A 329-nucleotide genomic window follows, 5' to 3' on the forward strand; every position below is an offset into this window, starting at 1 on the left:
GGTGATTCGACCTTGAAGCCCGACTCAGCGCGCCATGGCCGGAGCCTCTTGCGTCTGGACAGGCTGATTCACTTGCTGCGCCCGCTGGCTCTGCTGCTGGGCATGCACCTCGGTCGAGGCCTGCGAACTCTGGGCCAGCGGCATGTTCAGCGCCTCCACTGTGTCCACAGAGACCACCTTCGACAGCCCGCTTCCGAGCTTGCCCTGAACGGCAATGATCTTGTCGCCGCTGGTGCCGCCCAACTCCAAATGGTCGATGCACTTCAGGCCGGCGCATTGCGCCTTCACCGCCACGTGGCCTGCAGCGTTGTCGGTCTGGTGATCCGAGG

General features: G+C 64.4%; 1 protein-coding gene. It reads right to left on the reverse strand.

Annotation, left to right across the window (positions count from 1 at the left end; all coding sequences use genetic code 11):
* Positions 1-24: 24 nt before the first annotated feature.
* Positions 25-329 (reverse strand): XVIPCD domain-containing protein (locus EJI00_RS25230; RefSeq protein WP_221885079.1); only part of this gene is annotated, 305 nt, incomplete at its 5' end.

Source organism: Variovorax sp. DXTD-1, from assembly GCF_003984625.1.
Classification (GTDB): domain Bacteria; phylum Pseudomonadota; class Gammaproteobacteria; order Burkholderiales; family Burkholderiaceae_C; genus Variovorax.